This is a genomic window from Actinoalloteichus spitiensis RMV-1378 (assembly GCF_000239155.1).
Classification (GTDB): domain Bacteria; phylum Actinomycetota; class Actinomycetes; order Mycobacteriales; family Pseudonocardiaceae; genus Actinoalloteichus_B; species Actinoalloteichus_B spitiensis.
Genome location: NZ_AGVX02000124.1, coordinates 1 through 5,662, shown reverse-complemented (window position 1 = coordinate 5,662; position 5,662 = coordinate 1). Strand labels below are relative to the sequence as shown.

1 protein-coding gene is annotated in these 5,662 nt (G+C 71.3%); it reads left to right on the top strand.

The features are described from left to right. Nucleotides 1-5,662, top strand: a 5,662-nt coding sequence (locus ACTIDRAF_RS0206465) for a non-ribosomal peptide synthetase (protein ID WP_016697904.1), incomplete at both ends; no start/stop codon positions are given.

Genomic DNA, 5,662 nt, shown 5'->3' with positions numbered 1-5,662 from the left:
CGAGGCCTTGCCCCTGACGGGTAACGGCAAGGTCGACCGGGCCGCTTTACCCGAACCAGGCACGACCAGGGAGGGCGAGCACGTCGAACCCCGGACCGACCTGGAGAGAACGCTCTGCTCGGTCTGGGCGGACGTCCTCGGCGTCGAGCGGGTCGGTGCGACTGACAGCTTCTTCGACCTCGGCGGGCACTCGCTCGCCGCGATCCGCGTCGTCAGCCGTGTTCGCGCCGTGCTGGACGTCGAGATCCCCCTCCGAGCGCTTTTCGAGTCCCCGACCCCGAGAGGACTGGCGTCCTGGGTGGAGGGAGCCGACCGAGCGGCGTCCGCGCTCACCCCGACGGAGCGCCCGGCCGAGATCCCGCTGTCCTTCGCCCAGCGCAGGTTGTGGTTCGTCGACCAGGTCGGGGACACCGCCGGCTCCTACAACGTCCCCCTCGCGTTGCGCCTCACCGGACCGCTCGACGTCGATGCCCTGCTCGCCGCGCTCCGTGACGTCCTCGTCCGGCACGAGGCGCTTCGCACCGTGTTCCCCGCCCCCGACGGGCGACCCGTTCAGCGGGTGGTGCCCGTCGAGGATCTCCACGTCGAGCTGCCGACGACCGTGGTCGAGGAGAGGACGCTCGCCAAATCGCTGGCGGCCGCCGCGATCGAGGGCTTCGACCTCGCCCGTGAGGTCCCGCTCCGGGCCCGGTTGTTCGCCGTGAACGCGCGGACGAATGTGCTGCTCCTGGTCCTGCACCACATCGCCGCCGACGCCTGGTCCCTCTCCCCGTTCACCCGAGACCTGGCCACCGCCTACGCCGCGCGCGCGGCGGGTCTCGAACCACGGTGGGAGCCACTCCCGGTCCAGTACGCGGACTACACCCTGTGGCAGCGTCGCGTGCTCGGCCAGTCCGAGGAGACCGGCAGCAGGCTCGCCGACGGCATCGCCTGGTGGCGGGACACTCTCGCCGGCGCGCCGGACACGCTGGCCCTCCCCGCCGACCGGCCCCGTCCGAGGGAGTCCTCCCACCAGGGCGGGGCCGTGGAGTTCGTTCTCCCGGCAGCACTGCACGAGAGCGTGACCCGCCTGGCGCGCGACAGCTCCGCCAGCGTCTTCATGGTGCTGCAGGCAGCTGTCGCGGCGCTGCTCACCAGGATGGGAGCGGGCACCGACATCCCGCTCGGTGCCCCGGTCGCCGGCCGGTCCGACGACAAGCTGAACGACCTCGTCGGCTTCTTCGTCAACACCCTCGTGCTGCGAACCGACACCGCTGGTGACCCGACCTTCCGGGAACTGTTGGACCGAGTGCGGACGGCGGACCTGAGGGCGTTCGCCCACCAGGATGTTCCGTTCGAGGAACTCGTCGAGGCCATCAGCCCGGCCCGGTCGCTCGGCAGGCATCCGCTGTTCCAGGTGATGGTCAGCGTCACCGAGGACGCGACCCGGAGCTGGTCCCTTCCTGGTGTCGAATGCCAGCCGGAGTCCGTCGAGTCCACCGGCTCCAAGGTGGACCTGGAGATCGTGCTCGCCGATCGGCGGTCCCCGGACTCGGCCGGAGACGGCGTCCGGGGAGTGGTGGCGTACGCCGCCGACCTGTTCGACGAGTCGACGGCACGTTCCCTCGCCGATCGGCTGGTGCGCCTGCTCACCGCCGTCGCCGACGACCCGAGCCTGCCGTTGAGCGAGGTGGACCTGCTGTCCGCCGAGGAACGGGCCCGGCTCACCACCGGTTGGAACGCCACGGACACCGACGTCCCCTGGGTGCCCTACGCCGAGATCGTCGAACGAGTGGCGGCCACGCGCCCGGACGCCACCGCGCTGGTGTGCGGTCCGACCGCCCTGAGCTACCGGGAACTCGACGTCAGGGCCAACCGGCTGGCCCACCTGGTGGCCCGCCTCGGGGCCGGTCCGGAGACCCGGGTTGCCCTGCTGCTGCCACGTTCGGTCGACCAGGTGGTCGCCACGTTGGCCGTGCTCAAGGCCGGAGCGGTCTACCTGCCCATCGACCCCAGCCACCCCTCGGACCGCATCGAGTACATGGTGCGGGACAGCGGGAGCGCGCTGCTGCTCACCCGCACCGATGTGACCGCCGGGACTCCCGCACCGACGGGCCCCCTCGTCGTCGAGCTCGACACGGCGGAGACCGCCGCTGAGCTGGACACGCATCCCGGAGAACACCCGCCGCACACCAGGGTCCTGCCCGGAAGCGGCGCCTACGTGATCTACACGTCGGGGTCCACGGGCTGGCCGAAGGGGGTCCTCGTCTCCCATGCGGGAGTCGCCGCCCTCGCCGGGGAACAACCGCGCCGGTTCGGGCTCGACCCCGCCAGCAGGGTTCTGCAACTCGCCTCGCCCAGCTTCGACGCCGCCGTGATGGAGCTGCTGATGGCGTTCGCCAGCGGTGGCACCCTCGTGGTACCGGCAGCCGCTGGGCCGCTGGCCGGTGAGGAGCTCGCCGCAGTCCTCGCGGAGAACCAGATCACCCACGCGCTGGTGTCGCCTTCGGCGCTCGCCAGCCTGCCGCCGGTCGAACTCCCCAGGCTGCGCACCCTGCTGACCGGCGGCGAGGCGTGCGGCCCGGACCTCGTCCGGCGCTGGTCGCCGGGACGAACCATGATCAACGCCTACGGTCCGACGGAGACGACCGTCGTCACCTCGACGAGCCGGCCGCTCGCGGCGACCACGGGTACACCTCCGATCGGTACCCCGATCCCGGGCACCCGGGTGTTCGTCCTGGACGAGCGGTTGCGTCCGGTACCGCCGGGCGTCGACGGCGATCTCTACGTCAGCGGCCTCAGCCTGGCACGCGGATACCTCAACCGCCCCGGACTGACCGGAGAACGGTTCGTCGCCAACCCCTATGCCCAGGACGGGAGCCGGCTCTACCGGACCGGCGACGTGGTCCGCTGGCTGCCCACCGGACAACTGCGGTTCAGCGGACGCTCGGATGACCAGGTGAAGCTGCGGGGCTTCCGCATCGAGCTCGGTGAGATCGAGAACGTGCTGCGACGACACCCTCTGGTCGGCGATGCCGTCGTAGTCCTCCGAACCGACGACCCGGGGGCGGCCCGCCTCGCCGCGTACCTCACGCCGCCCGCCGACGGTACCGTTCCGGGCAGTGACGTCCTGCGGGACCACACCCGCGCCGTCCTACCGGACTTCATGGTTCCCGCCGCGTTCGTCGTTCTGGACGAGCTGCCGTTGACCGTGCACGGCAAGCTGGACCGCCAGGCGCTTCCCCGCCCCGAGTTCGATGCCGTGACGGCCTACGCCGCTCCGCGGGACGAGACCGAGCGGACGTTGTGCGCCGTCTGGGCAGAGGTGCTGAAGGTGGACCGCGTCGGCGTCACCGACAACTTCTTCGACCTCGGTGGCGACTCGATCCTGAGCATCCAGGTCGTGGCCCAAGCCCGTCGGGCGGGTCTGGTGCTGTCGTCCCGTGACATCTTCCTCCGCCAGACAGTTGGCGCGTTGGCGGCGGGGATGAGCCGCACGCCGACTGCTGGAGTCGGCACTCCCGTGCCGCGGGGTCCGGTGTCGGGCCCGGTGGAACCAACCCCGGTGCTGTCCTGGTTCCTGCAAACCCACCCGGTGGCCCCGCACCACTTCGCGATGTCGACCGCGTTCGACCTGCCCGAGAGCCTGGACCTGGCCGCGTTCCAGACAGCGGTGACCGCGGTGTTGACCCAGCACGACGCGCTGCGCCTGGTGATCGACCGGGACCCCCAGGGGGCCTGGGCCCCGCGGATCCTCCCCGACCTCGAGGCCGCCTCCGTCCTCGAGGTCGTGAACACCGTCGGGGTGACCGATCCCGAACAGGCATGGCAGGACACGGTGACCACCGCCCAGTCGGGAATGGACCTGGCCACCGGCCCACTGCTGCGGGTCGTACTGGCCCGGACCCCGCGGGGCTGGCGGGTAGCGCTGGTAGCGCATCACGCGGTGGTGGACGGGGTGTCCTGGCGGGTCCTGCTCTCCGACCTCGACACCGCCTACCACCAGGCCCGCACCGGGAACCCGGTGGACCTGGGGGAACGGACCTCCTCGATGGGCCAGTGGACGGCCCGGCTGGCCGAACACACCCGGTCCGGGGGGTTCACCGACCAACTCGACTACTGGACCACCCTGCTGTCGGACCCGGGTGTGGTGGAGATCCCGGTGGACCACCCCGGGGGTCCCAACACCGTGGAACACCAGGACCGGGTCGAGGTGGAACTGGACACCGAGACCACCCGGGCGGTGCTCTCGGAGGTCCCCGCGGTGTACCGGACCCAGGTCAACGACGTGCTGCTGGCCGTGGTGGGCCGGGTACTGACCCGGTGGGCGGGTCGGGACCGGGTAGCGGTGGCCCTGGAGGGTCATGGTCGGGAGGAGTTGTTCGAGGGGGTGGACCTGTCCCGGACGGTGGGCTGGTTCACCTCGGTCTACCCGGTGGTGCTCCAGGAGACCGGGCAGGGCTGGGCAGCCACGGTGTTGGGTGTGAAGGAGGCGTTGCGGGCGGTCCCGGACCGGGGCGTGGGTTATCAGGCGTTGCGGTACACCGGTGGGGCGGCGGAGCTGGTGGGGCAGCCGGTGCCGGGGGTGAGCGTGAACTACCACGGGGTGTTCCACCTCGATACCGATCAGGACGGTGGTTCCTTGTTCGGGGTTCCGGTGGAGGTGGGGGGTCGGGAGCACGCCCCGGGTGAGGAACGGGCGTATCTGCTGGATGTGGTGGGTGGGGTGGTGCAGGGCCGGTTGCGGTTCAGTTGGTGGTATTCCACGGGGGTGTTCGAGCGGGCCACGGTGGTGGGGTTGGCCCGGGCGGTGGTGGAGGGGTTGCGGGAGTTCGTGGGGCACTGCCGGCGGCCGGGGGTGGGGGGTGCCAGTCCGTCGGACTTCCCGTTGGTGGCGTTGGACCAGGCGGGGGTGGATCACCTGCTCGATACCGTGGAGACCTCTGAGGTGGTCGCGGGTGTTGGGCGTGGTGGTGGGGTGGCGGATGTGTATCCGTTGACGCCGTTGCAGGCGGGGATGGTGTTCCACGCGGTGGCGGATCCGGGGTCGGGGGCGTATGTGGAGCAGTTCAGTTGTGTGGTGGAGGGGGTGGCTGATCCGGAGGTGTTGGGTCGGGCGTGGCAGCGGGTGGTGGCGGGGTCGGATGCGTTGCGGGTGTCGGTGGTGTGGGAGGGGGTGGCTGAGCCGGTGCAGGTGGTGCATCGGGTGGTGCGGGTGCCGGTGACGGTGGTGGATTGGTCGGGGTTGGCTGAGGAGCGGCGGGCGGAGGTGTTGGCGGAGTTCCTGGTGGTGGACCGGGAGCGGGGCCTGGATGTGGGGGTGGCTCCGTTGATGCGGTTGTTCCTGGCTCGGGAGGGTGCGGGTCGGGTGCGGGTGGTGTGGACTTTCCACCACCTGCTCCTCGACGGATGGAGCATGTTCCAGTTCCTGGCAGACGTGTTCGCGGAGCACAGCCGGCTGCACGCGGACCGTACGGCGCACGACCTGGCGGGCAGCGGATCCGCGGCCACCCCAGGCACCCAGGGAACCCCCGGGGCCGCACCGGACGCGACGCCGGGCGCTCCCACCGGCCGGCCGCGCCGGCCCTACCGGGACTACGTGGAGTGGCTGGTGGCCCGGGACCGGGGCGAGTCGCTGGACTTCTGGCGTCGGACGTTGTCCGGGTTCGACGAGCCCACCCCC